We start from the raw sequence: 22,499 nt of genomic DNA, 5'->3' as shown, positions 1-22,499 counted from the left end.
CCGGGGCCGCCGGCGTCGCAGGGCGAGCCTGTCGGTATCGAGGGGCTCACCGGCATCGGGGAACTCAGCGGCCCGGACGGGACAGGACCTTCGTGCGTCCGTCGCCGCGCTCGGGCGACCGCGGGCCGGATGTCGCCCGGGAGGGATCTATCGTGCATACCGTGGCCAAAGCCTTCAAACGTGGCGTCTCCATGTCCAGTCGGTTACCCACGCACCGGGGATGACACCTGCCGGACCGCCTCGAAACACGTCCCTCACGGACCCGGTCGGTACGGCCACAGCCCGTGAAGGGCGCCAGGAGGCGGTCACGGCGGGGCCGGGCCGCCCGAGCCCGGGCGTGACCGGGCGTCATCGGGCATGACCGGAACTTGACGCGGGCGGGCAGCATGGGGAGGGCCTGCGCGGTAATGCGGCAGGGGTGATGAGATCCCTTGCGGTGGCCCTGACCCTGCTCGCCGCCGTTGCCGCGGCCGTCGCCGCGGTGGCGGCCAGTCCGTGGTGGTGGACCGCCACGGTGCCTCTTGCCGCGCTGGGACTGCTCGGCCTGTACGACCTGTTGCAGCGCCGCCACTCGGTCCTGCGCAACTACCCGGTCCTCGGCCACGCCCGTTTCCTGCTGGAGAAGATCCGTCCGGAGCTCCAGCAGTACTTCATCGAGCGGAACTTCGACGGGCGCCCCTTCGACCGTGACACCCGCAGCATCGTCTACGAGCGGGCCAAGGGCACCGACGCGGAGGAGCCGTACGGCACCGAGCGGGACGTCTACGCGACCGGCCACGAGTTCCTCGTCCCGTCCATGGCCCCGCGCCCGGTGCCCGACGAGCCGCCCCGGGTACGCATCGGCGGCCCGGACTGCACCAAGCCGTACGACATGGCGCTGTTGAACGTGTCCGCCATGAGCTTCGGATCTCTGTCGGCCCAGGCGGTCATGGCCCTCAACAAGGGAGCGGCGGCAGGCGGGTTCGCGCACGACACGGGTGAGGGCGGCCTGTCGGAGTACCACCTGCGGCACGGTGGTGACCTGGTCTGGGAGATCGGCACCGGCTACTTCGGCTGCCGCGACAAGGACGGCGGCTTCGATCCCGGGGAGTTCGCCGACAAGGCCGGTCTCGACAACGTCAAGTGCGTGTCGCTGAAGCTCTCCCAGGGAGCCAAGCCCGGCATCGGGGGCGTGCTGCCCGGCGCCAAGGTCAACGCGGAGATCGCCCGGGTGCGGGACGTCCCGCAGGGGCGGACCGTCGTGTCGCCGCCCTACCACCGTGCGTTCGGCACCCCCCGCGAACTGGTCCGGTTCGTCGCCCGGATGCGCGAGCTGTCCGGTGGCAAACCGGCCGGATTCAAGCTCTGCGTCGGCTCGCGCGGCCAGTTCCTGGCCGTCTGCAAAGCGATGGTCGAGGAGGGCACCACACCGGACTTCATCATCGTCGACGGCGCTGAAGGAGGCACCGGCGCGGCGCCGCTGGAGTTCGCCGACCACATCGGCACCCCTCTCACCGAGGGTCTGATCACCGTGCACAACGCGCTGGTCGGCGCCGGGCTGCGGGACCGGGTCCGGATCGGCGCCAGCGGCAAGATCGCCACCGGCTCCGACCTCGTCAAGCGGATGCTCCAGGGCGCCGACTACGGCAACGCCGCCCGCGCCATGATGTTCGCGGTCGGATGCATCCAGGCCCAGCGCTGCCACACCAACACCTGCCCGGTCGGCGTCACCACCCAGGACCCGCGGCGCGCCCGCGCCCTGGACGTGGGCGACAAGTCGGCGCGCGTGCAGCGCCTGCAGTCCGCGACGGTGGCCAGCGCGCTGCAGATCATGGCGTCCATGGGTGTCGGCGACGCGTCCCAGCTGCGTCCGCACATGCTGCGGCGGCGGATCGATCCGTACACCGTCCGCTCCTACGAGGAGTTGTACGACTGGCTGTCGCCCGGGCAGCTCCTGGCGGAGCCGCCCGCGTCATGGGCCGCCGACTGGGCCGCCGCCGATCCCGACCACTTCTGAGCCGTCCCGCCCACCCCTGTTGGAGGAACCGTGGCCCGCACCGTTGCCCGCGTCATCGTGGACGCTCTCGCCGAACTCGACGTGCGCCAGGTCTTCGGCGTCGTAGGCGACGCCCTGAACCCGTTGACCGACGCCATCCGCACCACCGACGGCGTGGAGTGGGTGGGCTGCCGGCACGAGGAGGCCGCGGCCTTCGCCGCGAGCGCCCAGTCCCAGCTCACCGGGCGGCTCGGGGTGTGCATGGGCACGGTCGGCCCCGGCTCGGTGCACCTGCTCAACGGCCTCTACGACGCGGCCAAGAGCCACACCCCGGTGCTGGTCATCGCCGGGCAGGTGCCGCTTGCGGAGCTGGGCAGCGACTACTTCCAGGAGGTCGACAACGACGCGCTCTTCAGCGACGTGGCCGTCTTCCGCGCCACGATCACCTCCCCCGGGCAACTGCCGCTGCTGCTGGAGACCGCCGTGCGCAACGCCCTCGGGCGCAAGGGCGTCGCGGTGCTGACGGTGCCCGGGGACATCGGCGAGCAGGAACTCCCCGACGACCGGCCCTCCCGCTTCTCGGTCACCACGCCGACCACCCGCCCGGACGAGGACGCCGTGCGCGCGGCCGCCGGCCTGCTGGAGGAGGCCGAGCGGGTCACCCTGCTGGTCGGGCGCGGCGCGCGTGAGGCCCGCGACCAGGTCCTCGCGCTCGCCGACCGGCTGGCCGCGCCGATGGTGCTCACCTTGAAGGCCAAGGAGGGCTTCGAGGGCGACAACCCCTTCCAGGTCGGCCAGACCGGCCTGATCGGCAACCCCGCCGCGGCCGCCGCGCTCCAGGACGCCGACACGCTCCTGCTGCTGGGCACCGACTTCCCGTACCGCGACTGGTACCCCGAGGGCCGCACCGTCGTCCAGGTCGACACCGAGCCGACCCACATCGGGCGCCGGGTGCCGGTCGAGATCGGCCTGGTCGGCGATGTCGGCGCGACGGTGCGCGACCTGCTCGCCCACCTGTCCGCTCCAGCCCCCGCCGGCGGCCGTGACCGAGGGCACCTGGAGAAGTCCGTGCGGCACTTCGCGTCCTGGCGCGAGGGCCAGGACCGGCTGGCCGCGCCCGGCCACGACAAGGGCCTGATCGGACGGGTCCGTTCGGCGCTGGACAACCGCGCCCACGACATCCGCCCCGAGGCGCTGGCCGCCGCCGTCGACCGGTACGCCGACGACGACGCCGTCTTCACCTCCGACACCGGCATGGCGACGGTCTGGCTCTCCCGGTTCGTGGAGATGCGCGGCACGCGCCGCCTGCTGGGCTCCTACAACCTCGGCTCGATGGCCAACGCCATGCCGCACGCGCTCGGCGCGCAACTCCTGGACCGCGACCGGCAGGTCGTCGCGTTCTGCGGCGACGGCGGCCTGAGCATGCTGCTCGGCGACCTGATGACGCTCAGGACCTACGACCTTCCGGTGACCCTCGTCGTCTTCGACAACCGCCGCCTGGGCATGGTGAAACTCGAACAGGAGCAGTCCGGCCTGCCCGAGTTCGGCACCGTCCTGGACAACCCCGACTTCGCCGCGGTCGCGACCGCCCTGGGACTCACCGGCATCCGCGTCACCGACCCCGCCGAACTGGACGAGGCGGTGCGCACCGCGCTGGACGTGCGCGGACCCGTGCTGCTCGATGTCGTCACCAACCCCGACGAGATCGCCGTCCCCGCCAAGCCCACCGTCGAGCAGGGCTGGGGCTTCGCGGTCGCCAAGATGAAGGAGATCGTCCGCAGCCACGGCGACGACTCCCCGGAGGGCTGAGCCACGAGCGCCCCGGCGGGCGGAACCGAGTACGCCTCGCGGTGGGGAGGCGACGGGACTCCGCGGCGCGGATGCCGTTTTCGGTGCATGGCGACGGGTAGCCGCAGCGTGAACGCTTCGAACAGGCTCCGGCAACGAGAGGACGTGATGTCGTGCGAGCCGCATTCCTGACCGCGACCGAGGGCGTCGAGCAGGTGGAGCTGACCTCCCCCTGGCAGGCGCTGTCCGACGCGGGAGTGACGCCGTCGCTGATCACCCCCGAGGCGGGCGAGGTCCAGGGCTTCCACCACCTGGACAAGGCCGACACCTTCCCGGCCGACCTCGCCGTGGACGAGGCTTCCGCGGCGGACTTCGACGTGCTGGTCCTGCCCGGCGGCGTCGCCAACCCGGACGAGCTGCGCCAGGACGCCAAGGCGCTCGACCTCGTACGCGGCTTCTTCGCCGCCGGCAAGCCGGTCGCGGCGATCTGCCACGCCCCGTGGACCCTGGTCGAGGCGGACACGGTCCGTGGCCGGACGCTCACCTCGTGGCCGAGCCTGCGGACGGACCTGCGCAACGCGGGCGCGACCTGGGTGGACGAGGAGGTGAAGGTGTGCACGGCGGGCCCCAACGCCCTCATCACCAGTCGTAAGCCCGACGACCTGCCGGCCTTCAACCGCACCGTCCTGCAAGCGGTGACCCGCCCGGCCTGAGCCTGCCCGGCCTGGGGCCTGCTCGGTCGGGTCCGGCCCGCCGTGCACCGCGCGGTGATCCGCGAACGTGATGACGCGGTGACGCCGGTGCCACCGCCCCCTCAGGTCTGCGCGCCGGATCAGGTCTGCGCGCCGAACGCGGCGCACAGGGCGGCGACACCGAGGGCGAGCCAGGCGACGTAGTCGCCCAGGTGCCCGGAGTGCAGCCGCCGCAGCCCGGTCACCAAGGCGCGCACCCCCCGGTGCAAGGGAAGCCGGACGGGGCGCAGCACCGCGAGGACCGCGAACGCGGCCGCGGCGGCGGCCGACCCGCCGCCCAGCAGCAGCCCCTCGGCGGTCCACGCCGACGCGACGTGCGGCAGCACCGCCCGGTGCGCGACGGCGGGACCGAGGACGGCGGCACGGTAGACGGCGGGGTCGGTGAAGACGGCGGCTCCGCGGGCGAGCGAGCGCGCCACGGCAGGCAGGCAGCCGACCAACGCGCACAGGGCGAGCAGGAGGGCGGGCACCGCGACCATCATCGGCGGCAGCGCCCGCCCCGGCTCCCTGACTTCGGGTTCCTCGCCCTCTCCGCTGGTCTCGGCCTCGCCGGGCCGGCTGTGCGGAACCGGTCCGGCGCCCCAGAAGATCCGCAGGGCCGCCCGGAGCAGCGCTCCCCCGGTCAGCGCGGACGTGAGGACGTACACGGTCGGGAGCCACGCCTGACTGTGGCCGGCCGCGGCCTCGCCGAGGGCCTTGCCCAGCCCGGTGCCGAACGGCGGCAGCCCGGCCAGCGCGAGCGCGCCCAGGACGAACAGCACGCCCAGCAGCCGCAGATCCCGCGCCCGACCGTACAGGCCGTGCTCGTCGACGGAGCCGTAGCGGTCCAGGAGCACACCGGTCAGGCCGAACAGCGCCGCCTTCGCGCAGCCGTGCGCGGCCACGTAGACGGCGGCGCCGGCCACGCCGCCGGGGGTGAGCAACGCGATGCCCACCACGAACAGGCCGACATGGCCCACGGTCGAGTACGCGAGCATGCGCTTGAGGTGCCGCTGCTGCCAGCACATCACGGCGCCGACGAGCGCGGTGAGCACGCCCAGCGCGGTGAAGGTGTGGCGGAACGCGTCGTGCGGGATGCCGCCCGGACCGGAGAAGACCGTCCAGTACACGCGCCCGATCCCGTAGGCGCCCAGCTCGACCATCGCGCCGGACAGCAGCATGCACACCGGGGTCGGGGCGACGGCGTGCGCGTCGGGCAGCCAGAAGTGGAACGGCACCACCGCGGCCTTGACCAGCATGGCGGTGACCACGAGCACGAAGGAGACCACGACCAGCAGGTCGGTCCGGTGCTCCCCCATCGCCCGGCCCATCGCGGCGAGGTTCAGCTGCCCGGTGCGGGCGTAGAGCAGCCCGATGCCCAGCAGCGAGCAGTACGCGGCAAGGGAGTTGACGATCCCGAAGGTGAGGGCGCCCTGGAGCGGGCGCGGGTCCTCGATGCGGTAGCCGGTCAGGGCGTATCCGGCGGCGCCCATCAACTCGAAGAACACGAAGGCGTTGAACAGGTCGCCGGTCAGGGCGAAGCCGACCATGCCGGCCTGGAAGGTCAGCACCATCGCGGGGAACAGGCCCGCGCGTTCACCGCGCGGCTCGTCGAAGTACCGCCAGGAGTAGGCCAGGACCGCCAGCACCAGACACGACGCGAGGAGCGCGAGGCCCGCGCCGACCCGGTCCGCGGCGAGCACGATGCCGATCTGCGCCGGCCAGCCGCCGACCGGTGTGACGGCGACGCCCTGGATGTGCGACCACAGCAGCGCCAGGCACACCACGTCGGCCGCGGCGGCGCCGGTGGCCAGGACGTCGCAGCCGGTGCGCGGCAGTACCCGGCCCGCGACGGCCAGCAGGGGCGCGCCGAGCAGCGGGATCGCCACTGCCAGCGGCAGCAGGGTCGCGTCTGTCACACCGTCAGCCCCTCAGCGCGGTCAGCGACTCGGGATCGACGGTTCCGTGCCGTTTGCGCAGCTGGATCGTGAGAGCGAGCAGCAGGGCGGTGACCGTCGCGCCGACGACGATGTCGGTGAGGGCGAGGGCCTGGACGATCGGGTCCACCACCGGGCGCGAGCCTGGTCGGAGGTCGGAGAACACCGGGGCGGTGGAGTGGTCGCGGTAGCCGACGGCGAGCAGCAGCACGTACGTCGAGGACTGCGCGACGGCCAGGCAGCCGATCGCGTGGATCAGGTTCCGGCTGGTCACCAGTCCGTAGAGAGCCACGAGCAGAATCCAGCCCGCGGCCAGGTAGGGCCACACGCCCATCAGGCTTCCTCCTCCTGTGTACCGGTCCCGGTGACCTCGACGGCCTGGTCGAGGAAGTGCGCGAGCAGCACGATCACCCCGGAGGCCACCTCGACGCCGACCGCCGCGTTGAACAGCGGCACCATGCCTCCCGAGGTGATCTTGTTGAAGGTGCCCAGCGGCAGGACGTTCTTCAGGAACGCGCCGCCCGCGGCCAGCCCGGCCACGCCCATCGCGGTGAAGGACGCCGCCGCGAGCGAGTCGGCGATGTCCAGGACGACCAGCGGCCGCAGCCGCTCCAACACGCGGTAGTCGGCGGCGACATAGCCCAGGTGGAGCGCGGTGGCCAGCACCACCCCGCCCTGGAACCCGCCTCCGGGGCTGAGCTGGCCGTGGGCGACGATGTACACCCCGACCACCACGGTCACCGGCAGCAGCACGGCCCCCAGCAGCCGGGTGGTGGGCAGGACGGCCTCCGACGCGGCGGCGTGCTGGCGTTCGTCGCGGGCGAGGCGCAGGAGCAAGGTCGCCCCGAGCACCGTGCAGAAGAGGATCGACTCCTCGCCGAGGGTGTCGAAGGCGCGCAGGTCGAAGTTGACCGACGAGACGACGTTGGCGGTGCGGTGGGCGAGCGCCGCGGCCACCGCGCGCTCGCCGTAGGGGTGCGAGGCTCCGCCGAACGACGGGAGTTCCCGGCAGGACAGGGTGAAGTAGACGCCGATCACCGCGGCGGAGACCAGGAACAGCAGCAGACGTGCCCGGGGACTCACGACCCGGTCCCGCCCCGCGGTCCCGCGTCGGAGGGTCCGGACCCGCCGCCGGCGGGCTTCGCGGCGTCGGCCACCGAGCGGCGTCTGACCTTGCGGACCGTCAGCAGGATGAGCAGCGGTGTGAGCACGGTGCCGACCGCCAGTTGCGACAGCGCCACGTCGGGTGCCTGCAGCACGGCGAACAGCACGGCCAGGCCGAGTCCGAGGACGCCCAGCAGCACCGCCTGCCGCACGGGCTCGCGGCACAGCACCGCCAGCGTGGCGGCCACCACCACGAAGCCGAGCGCGACGCCGATGAGGGCGGTGTTCACCGCTGCTCCCCCTCGCCGCACTCCCACGCGGCCTTCCCGACGGCGATCGTGCCGGCCGTGCCGCCGGCCGCGAACAGCAGCCCGATCAGCAGGGTCTTGACCGCCGCGCGTCCCGGGCCCTGCTGGACGGCGACGGCGAGCGCGATCAGCGGAACGCCCAGGCAGGACGAGACGGCCAGCGCGTGCAGGCGCATCAAAGTCCCCTTCAGCCGTACCAGGGCCAGCGCCGACAGGAGCACACAGGCCACGCCCGCCCACAGCAGCGCCAGGGCCACCATGTGACCGGCGGTCATCCGCGGTTCACCGCGGTCGTGTCGTACCGAAGTCCCACCATGTCCTGTTGTCCTCTCAGTCGCTGGATCGGTGCCGCTCCTCCTCGGGGGCGTCGCTCCCCTCCCCCACCACGAAACGGGCGAAGACGAGCGTCCCGGCCGGTGACAGCACCGCCAGCACCAGCGCCAGGTCCTGGTACGACGACCGGTCGTAGCCCTGCGGCAGGACGAGGAACACCGCGCCCACCACAGTGGAGAGCGACGACAGCGCGACGAGCCGCCGCACCGGGGAGCCGGACGCGGCGACCCACAGGCACGCGGGGCCGGCGCCGGCGAGCAGCACGAGGGCCGCGGCCGCCCACGCGTTCACCGCGGACCATCCGGACCACCGAACGCGCGTTCCACCGCGCCGGGTTCGCGGCGCAGGGCGTGCACCCGCACGCCGGGGGCGGGGCCGTCGCCACCTCCGTCCCCACCTCCGTGCCCGCCGTTCTCTCCGCTCTCCTCGTCGCCGTCCTCGTCGGTCCCCAGGACGCACGTGTCCGCGGAAGCGGCCAGCAGCAGCCCCGCCCAACCGGCTCCGGTGCCCGGACGCAGCACGACCCGGCGCACCGCGCCCGACCGCCTCCCACCGGCACACGTGTCGCGGGCCAGCACGGCGGCACCGCGGACGAGCGACCAGGGCAGTACCGCCACCGCGCGGGGAACTCCGCGGCCGCGCGGCCGCCCGAGCCGTACCGCCCGCCTGATCCGCCGGGCCGCGAACGCGGCGCCGAGCCCGGCCACGGCGGCGACCGCCAGCTCGACAGGTCCGACCGAGCTGATCAGCACCACCGTGAGCGCGACCATGACGACCCACCACGCCGCGACCTCGGTCACCGCTGTGCGCACCATGCCCGCCGCCTCCCGCCGTTGACGCCCGTACCCGCCGTGCCGTCCATTCTCGAAGCCCGGCCGGACCGGTCTCCGGCGCGGACCGCCGCCGCGCCGCACACCACCCGAACAGCGGCACCCGGCGGACCTCGGCAGCCGCGCGACGACCCGTCTTCCCGGCAGCGCGGCGGACACACCTGGGCCGCGCCACCGGAGCGGGGACGCGCGCTCTGGTGTGCGGGCGGGGCGACGGACGGGCAGCGGAGGCCGTTCACGGCGCCTGCCGTCCAGGCGGTATCGGCTTCCCGGGCGCCCCGCGCGACCGCGACAGCTCTCCGATGTCCCGGTGGGACATATGTCTCATCGGGAAATATGTCCCACCGGGACATCCGGACGTACGGTCGAAGGCATGGACGCCGAGGAAGCAGTACCGAGTGGCACCGCCGTGGCGGACCGGCGGCTGCTGCGGGCGCGCCGCACCCGCAAGGCGCTCGCCACCGCCGCCGTCGAGCTGATCCTGGAACGGGGTCTGGCCGCCACCACGGTGGAGGCGATAGCCGAACGCGCGGACGTCACGCGGCGCACCTTCAGCCGGTACTTCACCGGCAAGGAGGACGCTGCCCTCGGCTTCGTCCGCGACGACGGCGAGCGGATCAACGCGGCGCTGCGCGCCCGGCCGGCCGGCGAACCGCCGCTGCTGGCCTACCGCCGGGCCGTCCGCGCCTGGCTGGCCGACCCGCACACGCCCGCGGCGCACCTGCGCCCGCAGATGCGCCGGATCATCGGGCTCCTCGACCGGGAACCCACCTTGTTCGCCGCGTACGAGCGCATCCGGGTCGACGCCCAGGACGAGTCGACCCGGATCATCGCACAACGCCTCGGCACCGGCGACCTCCGGGACCTGCGCCCGGCCGTCGTCGTGGAGGCCGCGGCGGGCGTGCTGACCGCCGGGCTGCGCGCCTGGGCGCGCGGTCCTGACCACCAGGACGGGGCCGGCACCGATCTCGCCGACCTCGTGGAACGGGCGTACGACGCCCTGTCCTGGGAAGTCGCCTCCGCGGCCTCCCACCACGCCACCGAAGAGCCACGCACTACCGATGAGTGAGACCACCATGAGCACCACCTCCCGCACCACCACCCCCTCCCCCGCTCCCGCCGCCGACGCGGCCGAGTTCGCGGGCCGCACCGCCCTGGTCACCGGGGCCGCGTCCGGCATCGGCCTGGCCACCGCCCGGCGGCTGTCCGCCGGCGGCGCACGGGTCGTCATCGCGGACTTCGACGTCCCGGGCGCGGAGAAGGCCGCCGCCGAACTGACCGCCGAGGGGCGGCAGGCCGCGGCGACCGCGCTGGACGTCACCCGGCCGGACTCGGCCGAGGCGGCCGTCCGCTTCGCCGTCGAGACCTTCGGCGGCCTCGACCTCGCCGTGAACAACGCCGGGATCGGCGGCCCGAGCGCACCCACCGGGGCGTACGACATCGCGGAGTACGACCGGGTCATCCGCACCAACCTCGACGGCGTCTTCTACTGCCTGCGCCACGAGCTGCCCGCCATCGAGGCCGCCGGCCGCGGCGGCGCCGTCGTCAACGTGGCCTCCATCCTCGGTTCCGTCGGCTTCGCCGGCTCGCCCGCGTACGTGGCCGCCAAGCACGGCGTGGTCGGGCTGACCAAGACCGCCGCCGCCGAGTACTCCGCCCGCGGCATCCGGGTCAACGCGGTCGGCCCCGGCTTCATCGAGACCCCGCTGCTGAACCGGATGGACGAGCAGGCCCGCGCCGCGCTGGTCGCGCTGCACCCGGCAGGGCGGCTGGGCCGGCCCGAGGAGGTCGCCGAGCTGATCGCGTTCCTGCTCTCGGACCGCGCCTCGTTCGTCACCGGCAGCTACCACCTGGTCGACGGCGCCTACACCGCCGTCTGACCCTCGGAGAGGAGATCACCGTGAAGGCACTGCAATACCGCACCATCGGCGCCGCCCCCGAGGTGGTGACCGTGCCGGACCCCGAGCCCGGTCCCGGCCAGGTGCTGCTGAAGGTCACCGCCGCCGGCGTGTGCCACAGCGACATCGCCGTCATGAGCTGGCCCGCCGACAGCTTCCCGTACGCGCTGCCGCTCACCCTCGGCCACGAGGGCGTCGGCACGGTCGCCGCGCTCGGCGCCGGCACGACCGGGGTCCGCGAGGGCGACGCCGTCGCCGTCTACGGCCCGTGGGGCTGCGGCCGGTGCGCCAAGTGCGCCGAGGGCAAGGAGAACTACTGCCTGCGCGCCGACGAGCTGGGCATCCGCCCGCCGGGCCTGGGCGCGCCCGGCGCGATCGCCGAGTACCTTCTCGTCGACGACCCGCGCCACCTCGTCCCGCTGGACGGGCTCGACCCGGTGGCCGCGGTGCCGCTGACCGACGCCGGCCTGACGCCGTATCACGCCATCAAGCGGGCGCTGCCGAAGCTGGTTCCGGGCTCCACCGCGGTCGTCATCGGCACCGGCGGCCTCGGGCACACCGCGATCCAGCTGCTGCGGGCGCTGAGCCCGGCCCGGATCGTCGCTCTGGACGTCAGCGAGGACAAGCTGCGGCTGGCCCGCCAGGTCGGCGCCCACGAGGCGGTGCTCTCCGACGACGACGCGCCCGCCACCGTCCGCGAGTTGACCGGCGGTCTGGGCGCGCAGGCGGTCTTCGACTTCGTCGGAGCCCCGCCCACCGTCCGCATCGCCGGGGCCGTGGCCGGGGTCGAGGCCGAGGTGTCCCTCGTGGGCATCGGCGGTGGCACGCTGCCGGTCGGGTTCGGCGCGATGCCGTTCGAGGTCTCGGTCAGCGCTCCGTACTGGGGCAGCCGCTCGGAGCTCCAGGAGGTGCTGGCCCTGGCCCGCGCCGGCGCGGTCTCCGTCCACACGGAGACCTTCTCCCTGGACGAGGCGCCGCGCGCGTACGAGCGGTTGCACGCGGGCACGGTCAACGGCCGCGCGGTCATCCTCCCCAACGGCTGACCGCCCCGCCCCGACGGCCCCCGGCCCACCCGGGTGCCGCCGGGGCCCGGCGGGTACGGCGCCAGGCCCACGTCACCGGCCGGCGGCGGGCAAGGCACCCGCTCAGGCGCCGAAGCGGTCGGGGTACGGGCAGATCTCCAACGCCTCGTCGGGGCGATCGCTCCAACCCCCACCAAAGGTGCCGGTCGCCGCACTGCCACACACCTCGGCAGGCGCGCGTGCCGTCCTGCTCCCGCCGCGCGAGGACCATCGCGGTGCGGGTCGTCGACCGGCCGCAGGTCGGGCAACGCGGTGCCGTGCTCTTCGGCTCCCCGTCATGGCGCCGGTGCGTCCGCTCCTCAGGCAACGGGCCACTCCCGCCCCGCGGTTGCCTCGCGTGCGAGGCGACGCCACCGCGTCTCCCCGCCGGGCAGGGGCCACGCCCAGGTCGGCTGGTGCGCGGTGTGCAGCTCGTGCAGGAGGCGGGCGAGCCGCGGGCCGGCGGTGGCGGCGCCGTCCGGGACCGCGGGGCCGTGGACGGCGCGCAGTTCGGCGAAGCGGGCCAGTTCGGACGCGTAGGAGTCCACGGCCTCGTCGGTGCGCGCGGCCAGGTCGTCGCGGGGCACCGTGCGGTGCACGTGCAGCAGCGCGGGCTCGACGGACTCGGCGACGGCCGCGGCCAGCCGCGCGTGACCGTCCAGGATCAGGTGGCAGTCCAGGCCGCTGACCCACCACAGCAGGACGGGTGGCAGCGTCCCTTCACGGGCCTGCTTGCGGTACGCCTTGACCCGGCTGTCCGCGGCGTCGGGCATCGGCCGCAGCGGGAGGACCTCCCACGAGCCGGAGTGGACGAACCAGTCGATGTACCCGTCGGGATGGCCGTCGACGAGCATCGAATCCCAGTACCGGGCGTGCGAGGCTCCCGGATGGCGCCACCGCAGCAGCGGACTCTCGCTCGACAGCAGCCATCTGCCCTCGTGCAGCGGGCTGTCCGCCGCGTCGGCGAGGTACTGCGCGAAGCGGTGGGCCCACCGTTCGGGACGGCCCGCCAGGGCGCGCCCCGTATCGGCGCGCAGCGGCGGGACGAAGGAGCGGTACGCGTCGGTGCGCCAGAAGTCCACGCCCTGGAACCGCTCCTGGACGACGGCGAGCAGCACGGGCCGCGAACGCCGGCAGACCAGCAGCCGCGTCCCGGCGGTGAACACCCGCAGCCCCGGCAGGTCGCGGTCCCGCACATCCAGGGACAGCCCCACCCAGGTGCCGTCGGCCCGCCTGACGTCGCTGCGCTGCATGGCGCGAGCGTAGACGGCCGCTGCGGGAAGGCCCGCGGCGGCCGGGTGCGCGGGGCGCCGCCGGTGGAGGACCTCAGCCGCCGTACGGACCCATCGGCGGCACCGACGTCCTCGTGTGGTTGACCGGCAACGACGCGTCCCGGCCCGGGGCGCCCCTCATGTGCGCTCCCGGGTCGGTGTACTTCGCCATCCTCCGCCGCTGCGAGAACACGTCCAGCAGCCGGCCGCCCTTCCGGGAAAGCCAGTCCTTCATCGCCCCACCCCATTTCGTTCGATGTACACCCGCGTTCGATGTACACCCGCGTTCGATGTACACCCGCGTTCGATGTACACCCGGGCCTTACCCGCCGCGTGGGCCCGGGAACCGCGCACCGGCAACCGCGCACCGTGGACCGAGGGGTACCGCCCGTCGTGGCATCCGCGTTCACCTCGCCGCCGCCCTGACCGTTGCCACGAGCCGGGTCGAGGCTCTATGGTCAGTGCAATACCACATACTACTTGTGCATCGTATGACGTATGCGCAGGTCAGAGCCGTCGTCCCGGACGGGAAGGCCGAAGGAGGGCTGCCACCGCATGAGCGGCGCCATCACGTACACCATTCCCGGCATGCGGGTGCGCGAGCAGTTCGTCGACGCGCCGCTGGACTGGTCCGACCCCGGGCGCGGAACGATCCAGCTGTTCGTCCGCGAGCTCGTCGATCCGGCTCGGGCCGGCGAGGACCTGCCCTGCCTCGTCTACCTCCAGGGCGGCCCGGGCGGGAAGGCACCGCGCCCGCTGGACCGGAGCGGCTGGCTCGGCGTGGCGCTGGGGACGCACCGGGTGGTGCTGGCCGACCAGCGCGGCACCGGCCGCAGCACCCGGATCGACGGCCGCCGGATGAGCGCGTTCGCGACCGCCCGCGAGGGCGCGGACTTCCTCGCCTGCTTCCGGGCCGACGCCATCGTGGCCGACCACGAACACCTGCGCCGGACCCTCTACGGCGGCCGCCGCTGGTCCACGCTCGGCCAGTCCTACGGCGGCTTCCTCACCATGACGTACCTGTCGCGGGCCCCCGAGGGGCTGAGCAGTTGCTACGTCACCGGCGGGCTGCCGGGACTCGACCCGTCGGCGGCCGAGGTCTACCGGCGCACCTATCCGCGGGTGGAGGCCAAGAACGCGATCCTCCACCGGCGTTACCCGCACGCGGCCGAGCGGGTCGCCCGGATCGCCGACCGGCTGGCCGAGGGCGGGGTGCGGCTGCCCGACGGCGACGTGCTGACCGTCCGGCGGCTGCAGTCGCTGGGCGTCGACCTCGGGATGAAGCCCGGCCACGAACGTCTGCACTGGCTGCTCGACGAGGCATGGAGCGGCGACGAGTTGTCGGCGACCTTCCTGCACCAGGTGCTGGCCAGGACCTCCTACAGCGACAACCCGCTCTACGCGGCCCTGCAGGAGAGCATCTACGCCCACGGGCCCGGCCCGACCGGATGGGCGGCGCAGGCCGAGCTGCCGCGGCACCCGCGGTTCGCCGAGGACGCCAGGCCGCTACTGTTCACCGGCGAGATGATCTACCCCTGGATGTTCGAGGAGATCAGCGAACTGCGCCCGTTCCGCGCGGCGGTGGAGCTGCTGGCCGAGCGGGAGAGCTGGCCGCCGCTGTACGACCCGGAGCGGCTGGCCGCCAACGAGGTCCCGGTCGCCGCCGCCGTCTACCACGACGACATGTACGTGGACGCCGGACTGCAACTGGAGACCGCGGCCCGGGTCGGCAACCTCCAGACCTGGATCACCAACGAGTACGAACACGACGGCGTCCGCGAAGACGAGCGGGTGTTCACCCGGCTCGGCCAGATGGTGCGCGACGCAGGAGGAGGAGTCACCGCATGACCGGTTCCACGAAGCCCTGGCACGGAGTCCACGTCGCCACGGCCCTGCCGTTCCACGCCGACCTGTCGGTGGACTACGACGCCTACGCCGAGCACGTCCGCTTCCTGGCGGCCGGCGGCTGCGACGGGGTGACGCCCAACGGTTCGCTGGGCGAGTACCAGACCCTGACCCCGGAGGAGCGGGCCCGCGTCGTCGAGACCGCGGTCGCGGCCTCGCCCGACGGGTTCGGGGTCATGCCGGGGGTGGCGGCCTACGGCGCGCTGGAGGCGCGCCGCTGGGCCGAGCAGGCCGCCGCCGCCGGGGCCACCTCCCTGCTGCTGTTGCCGCCCAACGCCTACCGGGCGGAGCGGGAGGCGGTGGTGCAGCACTACCGCGAGGTCGCCAAGGTCGGTCTGCCGGTGGTGGCGTACAACAACCCGATCGACACCAAGGTCGACCTCACCCCCGAACTGCTCGCCGAGTTGCACGCCGAGGGCACGATCGTCGGGGTCAAGGAGTTCACCGGTGACGTCCGCCGCGCCTACCGGATCAGCGAGCTGGCGCCGGGCCTGGACATCCTCGTCGGCGCCGACGACGTGCTGCTCGAACTGGGCATGGCCGGCGCGGTCGGCTGGATCGCCGGCTACCCCAACCTGATCCCGCAGGACACCGTCGAGCTCTACCGGCTCGCCACCTCCGGCGACCCCGCCGACCTCGCCCGGGCGCTGCCGGTCTACCGCGACCTGCATCCGCTGCTGCGCTGGGACTCCAAGATCGAGTTCGTGCAGTCGATCAAGCTGTCGATGGACATCGCCGGTCTCAAGGGCGGCGCCTGCCGGCCACCGCGGCTGCCGCTGGCGCCCGAGCTGATCGCCCGGATCACCGCCGACACCGAGGCCGTCCTCGCCAAGGGCTACAAGTGAGGTCCCGCCGCACCTTCCACGCCGTCGACTCGCACACCGAGGGCATGCCCACGCGGGTCGTCGTCGGCGGCGTCGGCACGATCCCCGGGGCCACCATGGCCGAACGGCGGCGCTGGTTCATGGCCAACAGCGACGACGTCCGCACGCTGCTGATGTACGAGCCGCGCGGGCACGGCGCGATGAGCGGGGCGATCCTGCAGCCGCCGACCCGCCCGGACGCGGACTACGGTGTGCTGTTCATCGAGGTCTCCGGCCTGCTGCCGATGTGCGGCCACGGCACCATCGGCGTGGCCACCGTCCTGGTCGAGACCGGGATGGTGCCGGTCACCGAGCCGGTGACCACGATCCGGCTGGACACCCCCGCCGGCCTCGTCATCGCCTCCGTGGCGGTCGAGGACGGCGCGGCCACGGCGGTCACCATCGAGAACGTCCCGTCGTACGCCCACGCGCTGGACGCCACCGTGCAGGTGCCCGGCTACGGCGAGGTGCGCTACGACCTCGCCTTCGGCGGCAACTTCTACGCGATCGTCGAACTCGCCGACCTCGGGCTGCCGTTCGACCGGGCCAGGGCCGGCGACCTGCTCGATGCCGGGCTGGCGGTCATGGCCGCCGTGAACGACACCGACCGGCCGGTGCACCCGGAACGCGACGACATCTCCGGCTGCCACCACGTCTACCTCAAGGCCCCCGGCTCGACCGCCGAGCTGTCGCGGCACGCCATGGCCATCCACCCGGGCTGGTTCGACCGCTCGCCGTGCGGCACCGGCACCAGCGCGCGGATGGCGCAGCTGCACGCCCGCGGCGAACTCGGCGTCGGGCAGGAGTTCGTGAACGAGTCCTTCATCGGCACCCGCTTCACCGGGCGCCTGCTCGGCGAGACCACCGTCGGGCCGCATCCCGCGGTGCTGCCCGCCATCACCGGACGCGCCTGGGTCACCGGCACCTCGCAGTTCCACCTCGACCCGAGCGACCCCTTCCCCGCGGGGTTCCTGCTGTGAACGTGCCGTCCACCCCGAACCTGCAGAGCCTCGGCCAGCGCGAGACGCTGCGCGAACGCGTCCGCGACGCGCTGCGCGCCGCGGTCATCTCCGGCGAGCTGGAACCGGGCGCGGTCTACTCCGCGCCCACCCTCGGCGCACGCTTCGGCGTGTCGTCCACGCCCGTCCGGGAGGCGATGCTCGACCTGGCCAAGGAGGGTCTGGTCGTCGCCCAGCCGAACAAGGGCTTCCGGATCACCGAGGTGTCCGAGCAGGACCTCGACAACCTGGCGGCGGTGCGGCTGCTCATCGAGCCGCCGACGGTACGCGCCTGCGTGCCGGTGATCCCCGAGGCGGACTTCCCCGCGCTGCGGGAGCTGGCCCAGGCCATCGTGGACGCGGTCGGCCGCGGCGACCTGGTCGGCTACGTCCGGGCGGACCATGTCTTCCACCTGGCCCTGCTCGGCTACAGCGGCAACCGGCACCTGGTGGACGTGGTGTCCGACCTGCGGACCCGCACCCGGCTGCTGGGCCTGGCCCCGCTGCTGCGCAGCGGTCGGCTGAGCGCGTCGGCGGCGGAGCACCACGCGTTGATGGACCTCGTGGAGGCGCGCGACGCGCCGGCCGCCGAGGAGCTGATGCTCCGTCACATCGGCCATGTCCGGGGGCTCTGGGCGAGCGGAGCGGAGGAGTCGTGAGCGCCGCCCCCCGGGGAACCGTCCCCGCCACGGCCGTCCGCGCGAAGGCCGTCCACGCTGCGGCGGGCTCCGGAAGCCCGGACCTGGTGATCGTCGGGGCCGGGGTGGTCGGAGCGGCGGCCGCGTACTTCGCGGCGCTCGCCGGGCTGCGGGTCGTCGTCGTGGAGCGCGGCGCCCTCGCGGGCGGCACCTCCAGCGCGGGCGAAGGCAACCTGCTGGTCTCCGACAAGGAGGCCGGGCCCGAACTCGACCTGGCGCTGCACTCGCAGCGCGTCTGGCGGGAGGACCTGGCCGAGCACGCCGGCCGCTGGGAGTTCGAGGCCAAGGGAGGTCTCGTCGTGGCCGCGACCGGCCAGGGCCTCGCCTCGCTGCGGGAACTCGGCGCCCACCAGCGCGCCTGCGGGGTCGAGGTCCGGGACGTCGGCCGCGCCCACCTGCACGACTACGAGCCGCACCTGTCCGACGGCCTCGCCGGCGCCGCGTTCTACCCGCAGGACGCCCAGGTGCAGCCGATGCTGGTGGTCGCGCACCTGCTGCGGCTGGCCCGCGACCTGGGCGCCCGGGTGCGCGCCGGCACCGAGGTGACCGGGTTCCTGCGCGCGGGCGACCGGGTCACCGGGGTGCGTACCACCGCGGGCGACCTCAGCGCGGGCGCCGTCCTCAACGCGGCGGGCACCTGGGCGGGCGAGGTCGCTGCGCTGGCCCGCGTGTCGGTGCCGGTCCGCCCCCGGCGCGGGTTCGTGCTCGTCACCGAGCCCATGCCGCCGCGGACGATCCGGCACAAGGTCTACGCGGCGGAGTACGTCGGCGACGTCGCCAGTTCCGACGCCGCCCTGCAGACCTCGCCGGTGGTGGAGGGCACCGGCAGCGGCACCATCCTGATCGGCGCGTCGCGCGAGCGGGTCGGCTTCGACCGCACGGTGTCCCTGCCCGCGATCAGCACGCTCGCGGCCAAGGCCGTCGCGCTGTTCCCGATGCTGCGCGAGGTCCGGCTGATGCGGACGTACCACGGCTTCCGCCCGTACTGCCCCGACCACCTCCCGGTGATCGGCGCCGACCCGCGGGCGCCCGGACTGTGGCACGCCTGCGGCCACGAAGGCGCCGGCATCGGCCTCGCGGCCGGCACCGGCAAGCTGATCGCGCAGGCCCTCACGGGCGCGCGACCGGACCTGGACCTGGCGCCGTTCGCCCCCGACCGCTTCCCCGAGCAACCCCAGCACACCGAGGGGGTTTCCCCGTGACCTACCGGATGACCTTCCGCGGCACCTCCGTTCCGGCCGAGCCGGGCCAGAGCGTCGCCGCCGCACTGGTCGCCGCCGGCATCCTCGACTGGCGCACCACCCGCGGGGCGGGCCGTCCGCGCGGCCTGTTCTGCGGCATCGGCGTCTGCTTCGACTGCCTGATCACCATCGACGGTGCCCGCGCCGAACGCGCCTGCCTGATCCCGGCGGCCGACGGCATGCGGCTGGGCGACGCCCTGGAGCCCGGCGAGGACGACCCTCCCGGCCGGGACGGCGACGGCGAACGCGACGACGAGGACGGGGAGGAGAACGGCGATGCCGCACACCCATGACGTGGCCGTGGTCGGCGCCGGCCCCGCCGGTCTCGCCGCCGCCGTGCAGGCGGCGGAAGCGGGGCTGGACGTGGCCCTGGTCGACGCGGCGGGACAGCCGGGCGGCCAGTACTGGCGGCACTTCGACGAGCGGTGGGCCCGCCCGGAGGACCGCGAAGGGCACCACGGCTGGCCGGTCTTCACCGACCTGCGCGACCGCCTGCACGCGCTGAGGGACACCGGGCGCGTGCGCTACCTGCCGGGCCGTCAGGTGTGGCTCGCCACCCGCGCCGGCGATGGCACCGGCGACGGCGGGGCGTTCACCCTGCACCTGTCCCCCACGGTGCCGACCGAGGCGAGGGCCGCGGATACGGCTGCCGGGCGGGAGAGCGTCGTCGCCCGCGCGTTGATCCTGTGCCCCGGCGGCTACGACCGCCAACTGCCCCTTCCCGGCTGGGATCTGCCCGGTGTGATGGCGGCCGGCGGGGTCCAGGCGCTGCTCAAGGGCCACCGCACCCTCGCCGGCAGGCGCGCTGTCGTGGCCGGCACCGGGCCGTTCCTCCTGCCGGTGGCCACCGGCCTCGCGCACGCCGGCGCGCGGGTCGCGGCCGTCGTGGAGGCCAACGCCACGCTCGGCTGGCTGCGCGACCCGCTCGGCGCGGTGTCCGCGCCGGGCAAGGGAGTCGAGGCCGCGCAGTACGCCGCGACCCTGGCGCGGCACCGTATCCCCTACCGGAGCAGGACCGTCGTCCAGGAGGTCCTCGGCGATGGCAGGGTCGAGGCGGTGCGGACCGTGCGGGTGGACCGCCACGGCCGGCCGGCCGGACCCGGACGGGAGATCGCCGCGGATCTGGTGGCGTTCGGCTGGGGCTTCACGCCCTCGCTCGAGCTGCCGCTCATGCTCGGCGCGTCGACCCGTCAGGACGTCGACGGCTCGCTGGTCGTGGAGGTCGACGCCCTGCAGCGCAGCAGCGTCGGGAACGTGTACGTGGCCGGCGAGGCCACCGGAGTGGGCGGGGCCGCGCTGTCGGTCTGCGAGGGCCGGCTGGGCGCGCTCGCGCTGGCCGCCTCGCTCGGCCGCCCGCCGAGCGGCACCCTCGGTACGGCCGCGATCCGGCGCCTGCAGGCCCGGGTCCGGCGGGGCCGGCGGTTCGCCGACGCCATGCACCGCACCTACCCGGTGCCGGCCTCCTGGCCGCAGTGGCTGGCGGACTCGACCGTGGTGTGCCGCTGCGAGGAGGTCACCTACGGCGAGTTGCGGCAGGCCCACGACGACCTCGGCGCGACGGACGCGCGCACCCTGAAGATGCTGGCCAGGCCGGGGATGGGCTGGTGCCAGGGCCGGGTCTGCGGCTTCGCGACCGCGGGCATCGCGGCCTGCCTCGACGGGCGCCGGACCACCGCGCAGGACCTGCGCCCGCTCTCCGGCCGCACCCCCGCAGTCCCGGTGCCCCTCGGCGAACTCGCCGCCGCGGCCGAGGACATGGCCGAGGACACGGCCGAGGACCGGACCGGTAAGGACCCGTGGGCCGGCGACGGTCCTGCCGGGCGGGACGGTCCATGACGGCGGCGGCCGACGACGCTGCCTCGGGTCCGGCCCGGATTGTCGGACCGCCCCGGTACGGTCGGCGCATGAGAGCCAAGGGAACCTTCACCGTCAAAGCGTTCGTCCCGACCGGGCTGACGCCCGACCCGGCCGTGTCCACGGGGCTTCCGGTCAGTGTCGCGACGATGGAGAAGCAGTTCGAAGGAGAGGTCGCCGGCCGCTCGGCGACTTTGTTCACTGCCGCGTTCGACCAGGCGGCGGGCGTCGGCACCTACGTGGCCATGGAGTCGTTCGAAGGCTCGCTGCACGGCAAGGAGGGCTCTTTCAACTTCGTGCACTCGGCCTCGACGTCCGGCAGCGACCGCACGGCGGAGTTCTTCACTCTCGTGCCCGCCAGCGGTACGGGCGAGTTGGCCGGGATCGCCGGCGCCGGTGGGCTGGCCGTCGACGCCGACGGCACGCATCGCATCTGGTTCGACTACCAGCTCGACTGAACGGCGGCCGCCGGGGCCGGGGCGCGGCGAGCCCGCCGGCGAGGGCCCGCCATGCCCGCGGCAGGTGAGCGGGCGCTGTGCGGCGCCTTCGGGCGGCGGGACGGTCACGCGTGCCCGGTGCGCTGGTCCGGCACGGGCAGCAGCGTTCGAGCACCGGGCCGCCCAGCGGATCGCCGGGGCCCGGCTCGCCTCCGCCGCTGTGCGGCCGCGGGGCACCTGACGGGCGGCCGGCGCTGTTCGTCGGACGGGTCACCGGCCCCGGGACCGGTCAGAGCTGTGTGGCCGTGCGGACCAGCCCGGCGAGGGCGAGGGAGCGGCTGTGCGCGGGCCACGCGAGATGGGTGACGACGGGAGGCGCGTCGGACAGCGGGACGGCGGCGTGCTCGGCCCACAGCCAGGCGCGGGCGGAGTCGGGGAAGACGGCCGTCGTCCGCCCGAGGGCGATCAGTTGGGCCAGCTGCGTCTGGTCGTGGATCTCGGGGCCGGGCCCGGGCGGGTAGCTGCCGTGGCGGGGCCAGCGGGCGAGCGGGAGGTCGGGGATGTCGCTCACGTCGGCGAGGGTCAGCGTCGTGCGTGCGGCGAGGGGGTGTCTGGCCGGCAGGATGGCGATCTGCCCCTCGGTGAGCACTTCCTCGCTGTCGAACCCGGCGAGGGAGTTGAACGGCGTGTGCATGAGCGCCACGTCGGCGCGGCCGTCGCGCAGCAGCTCCGCCTGCTCGCACATCCCGCAGGGCAGCACCTCGATCTCGGCGGCGCCGGGCTCGGCCGCGTAGGCGTCGAGGAGTTTCTGCAGCAGTTCGTGGGACCCGGCGGCCTTCAGCGCCAGCACCAGGCGGGTGCGCGGGCCGCCGGGACGGTCGGCGCCGCCGGCGCGACGGGTGCGGCGGGTGGCGGCGCCGACCGCGTCGAGGGCGGCGCGGCTCTCGGCGAGCAGCACCTCGCCGGCGCCGGTCAGGCGGACGCCGCGGCGGTTGCGCTGCAGCAGGGTGACGCCGACGCGCCGCTCCAGTTGCTGGATCGCCCGGGACAGCGGCGGCTGGGCCATGCCGAGCCGCTCGGCGGCGCGGCCGAAGTGCAGTTCCTCGGCGACGGCCGTGAAGTACCTCAACTCGCGGGTCTCCAAGGTGTCCCCGGTCTCGAAGGTGTCCCGGGTCTCGGCAGTGTCCATGGCCCCCACCGTACCTCCGGTGATACCCGCCGGGTATGACAGGGCACCGTATCGGTGTTGGCCGCGCGCGATGTCCTG

At 74.2% G+C, this 22,499-nt stretch carries 24 protein-coding genes; 14 read left to right on the top strand and 10 right to left on the bottom strand.

Annotation, left to right across the window (positions count from 1 at the left end; translation table 11 throughout):
* The first annotated feature begins 421 nt into the window (after positions 1-421).
* The 3 genes from OG370_RS41040 to OG370_RS41030 all read left to right on the top strand — a co-directional run bounded on the left by OG370_RS41040 (position 422) and on the right by OG370_RS41030 (position 4,476).
* Positions 422-1,996, top strand: coding sequence for an FMN-binding glutamate synthase family protein (locus tag OG370_RS41040; RefSeq protein WP_328473607.1), 1,575 nt, complete (start codon positions 422-424; stop codon positions 1,994-1,996).
* A gap of 30 nt (positions 1,997-2,026) precedes the next feature.
* Positions 2,027-3,784: a thiamine pyrophosphate-dependent enzyme gene (locus OG370_RS41035; protein ID WP_328473604.1), complete on the top strand. Its 1,758-nt coding sequence runs from the start codon at positions 2,027-2,029 to the stop codon at positions 3,782-3,784.
* Positions 3,785-3,936: 152 nt separating this feature from the next.
* Positions 3,937-4,476, top strand: a complete 540-nt coding sequence (locus tag OG370_RS41030) for a type 1 glutamine amidotransferase domain-containing protein (RefSeq protein ID WP_328473602.1) — start codon at positions 3,937-3,939, stop codon at positions 4,474-4,476.
* Positions 4,477-4,595: 119 nt separating this feature from the next.
* Here OG370_RS41030 and OG370_RS41025 read toward each other — a convergent pair whose 3' ends face one another.
* From OG370_RS41025 to OG370_RS40995, 7 genes are read right to left on the bottom strand one after another with little or no spacing between them, the layout of a single operon-like run.
* The gene (locus OG370_RS41025) at positions 4,596-6,413 is read right to left on the bottom strand and encodes a complex I subunit 5 family protein (RefSeq protein WP_328473600.1); all 1,818 of its coding nucleotides are present in this window, start codon (positions 6,411-6,413) and stop codon (positions 4,596-4,598) included.
* A 4-nt stretch (positions 6,414-6,417) separates the two neighbouring features.
* Positions 6,418-6,765 (bottom strand): sodium:proton antiporter, encoded by a 348-nt coding sequence (locus OG370_RS41020; protein WP_328473598.1) that lies wholly within the window; start codon positions 6,763-6,765, stop codon positions 6,418-6,420.
* Positions 6,765-7,514, bottom strand: a complete 750-nt coding sequence (locus tag OG370_RS41015) for an MnhB domain-containing protein (protein ID WP_443060832.1) — start codon at positions 7,512-7,514, stop codon at positions 6,765-6,767. Before OG370_RS41015 ends, OG370_RS41020 begins: the two co-directional genes overlap by 1 nt.
* Complete coding sequence (locus OG370_RS41010; RefSeq protein WP_328473596.1) at positions 7,511-7,825, bottom strand: Na(+)/H(+) antiporter subunit B; 315 nt, start codon at positions 7,823-7,825, stop codon at positions 7,511-7,513. The genes OG370_RS41015 and OG370_RS41010 overlap by 4 nt, the downstream gene beginning before the upstream one ends.
* Positions 7,822-8,118, bottom strand: coding sequence for a cation:proton antiporter (locus OG370_RS41005; RefSeq protein ID WP_328473593.1), 297 nt, complete (start codon positions 8,116-8,118; stop codon positions 7,822-7,824). Before OG370_RS41005 ends, OG370_RS41010 begins: the two co-directional genes overlap by 4 nt.
* Positions 8,119-8,173: 55 nt before the next feature.
* Complete coding sequence (locus OG370_RS41000; protein ID WP_328473591.1) at positions 8,174-8,467, bottom strand: monovalent cation/H+ antiporter complex subunit F; 294 nt, start codon at positions 8,465-8,467, stop codon at positions 8,174-8,176.
* The gene (locus OG370_RS40995) at positions 8,464-8,991 is read right to left on the bottom strand and encodes a hypothetical protein (protein WP_328473589.1); all 528 of its coding nucleotides are present in this window, start codon (positions 8,989-8,991) and stop codon (positions 8,464-8,466) included. The genes OG370_RS41000 and OG370_RS40995 overlap by 4 nt, the downstream gene beginning before the upstream one ends.
* A gap of 388 nt (positions 8,992-9,379) precedes the next feature.
* Between OG370_RS40995 and OG370_RS40990 the strand changes: the two genes are divergently transcribed.
* From OG370_RS40990 to OG370_RS40980, 3 genes are read left to right on the top strand one after another with little or no spacing between them, the layout of a single operon-like run.
* Positions 9,380-10,075, top strand: a complete 696-nt coding sequence (locus tag OG370_RS40990) for a TetR family transcriptional regulator (protein ID WP_328473587.1) — start codon at positions 9,380-9,382, stop codon at positions 10,073-10,075.
* Entirely contained in the window at positions 10,068-10,886 is an 819-nt protein-coding gene (locus tag OG370_RS40985) for an SDR family NAD(P)-dependent oxidoreductase (protein WP_443060831.1), read from the top strand. The genes OG370_RS40990 and OG370_RS40985 overlap by 8 nt, the downstream gene beginning before the upstream one ends.
* 20 nt (positions 10,887-10,906) lie before the next feature.
* Entirely contained in the window at positions 10,907-11,947 is a 1,041-nt protein-coding gene (locus OG370_RS40980; RefSeq protein WP_328473585.1) for an NAD(P)-dependent alcohol dehydrogenase, read from the top strand.
* Between the two features lie 338 nt (positions 11,948-12,285).
* Here OG370_RS40980 and OG370_RS40975 read toward each other — a convergent pair whose 3' ends face one another.
* Together OG370_RS40975 and OG370_RS40970 are read right to left on the bottom strand one after the other, a co-directional pair.
* A complete protein-coding gene (locus tag OG370_RS40975; protein WP_328473583.1) occupies positions 12,286-13,218 on the bottom strand; it encodes a hypothetical protein in 933 nt (310 codons plus the stop codon).
* Positions 13,219-13,291: 73 nt separating this feature from the next.
* Positions 13,292-13,471: a hypothetical protein gene (locus tag OG370_RS40970; RefSeq protein ID WP_328473581.1), complete on the bottom strand. Its 180-nt coding sequence runs from the start codon at positions 13,469-13,471 to the stop codon at positions 13,292-13,294.
* Between the two features lie 320 nt (positions 13,472-13,791).
* On the opposite strand from OG370_RS40970, the gene OG370_RS40965 reads away from it, so the two are divergent.
* From OG370_RS40965 to OG370_RS40930, 8 genes are all read left to right on the top strand, one after another.
* Positions 13,792-15,084, top strand: a complete 1,293-nt coding sequence (locus tag OG370_RS40965; RefSeq protein WP_443060830.1) for an alpha/beta fold hydrolase — start codon at positions 13,792-13,794, stop codon at positions 15,082-15,084.
* On the top strand, positions 15,081-15,986 hold the full coding sequence (locus OG370_RS40960) for a dihydrodipicolinate synthase family protein (RefSeq protein WP_328473579.1): 906 nt from the start codon (positions 15,081-15,083) through the stop codon (positions 15,984-15,986). The genes OG370_RS40965 and OG370_RS40960 overlap by 4 nt, the downstream gene beginning before the upstream one ends.
* Positions 15,983-16,984, top strand: a complete 1,002-nt coding sequence (locus OG370_RS40955) for a proline racemase family protein (protein WP_328473577.1) — start codon at positions 15,983-15,985, stop codon at positions 16,982-16,984. Before OG370_RS40960 ends, OG370_RS40955 begins: the two co-directional genes overlap by 4 nt.
* Positions 16,981-17,661 (top strand): GntR family transcriptional regulator, encoded by a 681-nt coding sequence (locus OG370_RS40950; RefSeq protein WP_328473575.1) that lies wholly within the window; start codon positions 16,981-16,983, stop codon positions 17,659-17,661. The genes OG370_RS40955 and OG370_RS40950 overlap by 4 nt, the downstream gene beginning before the upstream one ends.
* Positions 17,662-17,747: 86 nt before the next feature.
* On the top strand, positions 17,748-18,902 hold the full coding sequence (locus OG370_RS40945; protein WP_328474874.1) for an NAD(P)/FAD-dependent oxidoreductase: 1,155 nt from the start codon (positions 17,748-17,750) through the stop codon (positions 18,900-18,902).
* A complete protein-coding gene (locus tag OG370_RS40940) occupies positions 18,899-19,234 on the top strand; it encodes a (2Fe-2S)-binding protein (protein WP_443060829.1) in 336 nt (111 codons plus the stop codon). The genes OG370_RS40945 and OG370_RS40940 overlap by 4 nt, the downstream gene beginning before the upstream one ends.
* Entirely contained in the window at positions 19,218-20,777 is a 1,560-nt protein-coding gene (locus tag OG370_RS40935) for an FAD/NAD(P)-dependent oxidoreductase (RefSeq protein ID WP_328473573.1), read from the top strand. Before OG370_RS40940 ends, OG370_RS40935 begins: the two co-directional genes overlap by 17 nt.
* 68 nt (positions 20,778-20,845) lie before the next feature.
* On the top strand, positions 20,846-21,253 hold the full coding sequence (locus OG370_RS40930) for a DUF3224 domain-containing protein (protein WP_328473571.1): 408 nt from the start codon (positions 20,846-20,848) through the stop codon (positions 21,251-21,253).
* Between the two features lie 268 nt (positions 21,254-21,521).
* Here the strand turns inward: OG370_RS40930 and OG370_RS40925 are convergent, their stop codons facing one another.
* On the bottom strand, positions 21,522-22,421 hold the full coding sequence (locus OG370_RS40925; RefSeq protein WP_328473569.1) for a LysR family transcriptional regulator: 900 nt from the start codon (positions 22,419-22,421) through the stop codon (positions 21,522-21,524).
* Positions 22,422-22,499: the final 78 nt, after the last annotated feature.

It is taken from the genome of Streptomyces sp. NBC_00448 (assembly GCF_036014115.1).
GTDB lineage: Bacteria > Actinomycetota > Actinomycetes > Streptomycetales > Streptomycetaceae > Actinacidiphila.
Note: the sequence above shows the minus strand (reverse complement) of the source record. Positions and strands in the feature narration are given on the sequence as shown.

Coding starts and splice junctions, on each gene's coding strand:
- OG370_RS41040 (WP_328473607.1), top strand. CDS start 422: ATGAGATCCCTTGCGGTGGCCCTGACCCTGCTCGCCGCCGTTGCCGCG.
- OG370_RS41020 (WP_328473598.1), bottom strand. CDS start 6,765: ATGGGCGTGTGGCCCTACCTGGCCGCGGGCTGGATTCTGCTCGTGGCT.
- OG370_RS41005 (WP_328473593.1), bottom strand. CDS start 8,118: ATGACCGCCGGTCACATGGTGGCCCTGGCGCTGCTGTGGGCGGGCGTG.
- OG370_RS40995 (WP_328473589.1), bottom strand. CDS start 8,991: ATGGTGCGCACAGCGGTGACCGAGGTCGCGGCGTGGTGGGTCGTCATG.
- OG370_RS40990 (WP_328473587.1), top strand. CDS start 9,380: ATGGACGCCGAGGAAGCAGTACCGAGTGGCACCGCCGTGGCGGACCGG.
- OG370_RS40985 (WP_443060831.1), top strand. CDS start 10,068: ATGAGTGAGACCACCATGAGCACCACCTCCCGCACCACCACCCCCTCC.
- OG370_RS40975 (WP_328473583.1), bottom strand. CDS start 13,218: ATGCAGCGCAGCGACGTCAGGCGGGCCGACGGCACCTGGGTGGGGCTG.
- OG370_RS40970 (WP_328473581.1), bottom strand. CDS start 13,471: ATGAAGGACTGGCTTTCCCGGAAGGGCGGCCGGCTGCTGGACGTGTTC.
- OG370_RS40965 (WP_443060830.1), top strand. CDS start 13,792: ATGAGCGGCGCCATCACGTACACCATTCCCGGCATGCGGGTGCGCGAG.
- OG370_RS40960 (WP_328473579.1), top strand. CDS start 15,081: ATGACCGGTTCCACGAAGCCCTGGCACGGAGTCCACGTCGCCACGGCC.
- OG370_RS40935 (WP_328473573.1), top strand. CDS start 19,218: ATGCCGCACACCCATGACGTGGCCGTGGTCGGCGCCGGCCCCGCCGGT.
- OG370_RS40930 (WP_328473571.1), top strand. CDS start 20,846: ATGAGAGCCAAGGGAACCTTCACCGTCAAAGCGTTCGTCCCGACCGGG.
- OG370_RS40925 (WP_328473569.1), bottom strand. CDS start 22,421: ATGGACACTGCCGAGACCCGGGACACCTTCGAGACCGGGGACACCTTG.